This window comes from Caballeronia sp. INML2 (genome assembly GCF_023631365.1).
In the GTDB taxonomy this organism is placed as follows: Bacteria; Pseudomonadota; Gammaproteobacteria; order Burkholderiales; family Burkholderiaceae; genus Caballeronia; species Caballeronia turbans.
Map to the genome: position 1 here is coordinate 1 of NZ_JALQDH010000031.1, position 1,668 is coordinate 1,668.

The window sequence follows — 1,668 nt, forward strand, 5'->3', positions numbered from 1 at the left end:
CGCGCATCCAGCGCGACGTCGCCGTGCATTTCGCCATCCACGTCCAGATCGGGCGCGCGCTCCTTGAGGATCGCGAGCACGTCGCGCATCTTCTGCGCGGTCGGGGCATTGCTCGTGCCGAAGTTCGAATGCGACAACAGCGCGATCTTCGGCACGATGCCGAAGCGCTTCACTTCTTCCGCCGCCAGCATCGTGATTTCAGCGAGCTGCTCGGGCGTCGGATCGACGTTCACGTGTGTATCGACCAGGAAAATCTGCCGGCCCGGCAACACCAGCGCGTTCATCGCCGCGTAGACCTTCGCGCCTTCCTTCTTACCGATGACCTGATCGATGAAGTGCAAATGGCGATGCGTGGTGCTCACCGTGCCGCAGATCATGCCGTCGGCTTCGCCCTTCTGCACGAGCATCGCGCCGATGAGCGTCGTGCGGCGGCGCATTTCGAGCTTCGCCATCTGCTGGCATGCCCTTGCGCGCCATCATCTTGTAATAGCTCTGCCAGAAGTCGCGGTAGCGTTCGTCGTGATCGGTATCGACGACCGTGAAGTCGGTGCCCGCCGTGAGACGCAGACCGAACTTCTGGACGCGTTGCTCGATGACCGCCGGCCGGCCGATGAGAATCGGCTTGGCGATCTTTTCATCGACCGCGATCTGCACCGCGCGCAGCACGCGCTCTTCCTCGCCTTCCGCGAACACGATGCGCTTTTTCTCCGGCTCGACGCTGCGCGCGAGCTGGAACACGGGCTTCATCGTCGTGCCGCTGTGATAGACGAACTGCTGCAGATGCTGCTCGTAGGCGTCCATGTCCTCGATCGGACGCGTCGCCACGCCGCAATCCATCGCGGCCTTCGCCACGGCCGGCGCGATCTTTACGATGAGACGCGGATCGAAGGGCTTCGGAATCAGATATTCGGGGCCGAACGACAGATCCTGAATGCCATAAGCCGTCGCGACGATATCGCTCTGCTCCTGACGCGCCAGTTCCGCAATCGCGTTCACAGCCGCGATCTCCATTTCCTTCGTGATCACGGTCGCGCCAACGTCGAGCGCCCCGCGGAAGATGAACGGGAAGCACAGAACGTTGTTGACCTGGTTCGGATAATCCGTGCGGCCCGTCGCCAGCACCGCGTCCGGGCGCACTTCGAGCGCGAGTTCCGGCAGGATTTCCGGCGTCGGGTTGGCGAGCGCGAGAATCAGCGGCTTCGCGGCCATCTGCCTGACCATGTCCTGCTTGAGCACGCCGCCGGCCGAGAGACCGAGGAACACGTCCGCGCCTTCCATCACTTCGGCGAGCGTGCGCGCGCTGGTTTCGCGGGCGAACAGTTCCTTGTCCGGATCCATCAGTTCGGTGCGGCCCTTGTAGACCACGCCGGCCAGATCCGTCACGAAGATGTTCTCGCGCTTCATGCCCAGATCGACGAGCAGGTTCAGGCAGGCCAGCGCCGCCGCGCCAGCGCCCGAGGCCACGAGCTTCACTTCGCCGATGTCCTTGCCGACCACCTTCAGACCATTGGTGATCGCCGCCGCGACGACGATCGCGGTGCCGTGCTGGTCGTCGTGAAAGACTGGAATCTTCATGCGCTTGCGGCATTCCCGCTCGACGATGAAGCAGTCCGGCGCCTTGATGTCTTCCAGATTGATGCCGCCGAAGGTCGGTTCGAGCGCGGCGAT

At 63.4% G+C, this 1,668-nt stretch carries 1 pseudogene; it reads right to left on the minus strand.

The window, feature by feature from the left end:
• A pseudogene (locus NCT32_RS11585) lies at positions 1 to 1,668 on the minus strand (phosphate acyltransferase); the annotation flags it as partial.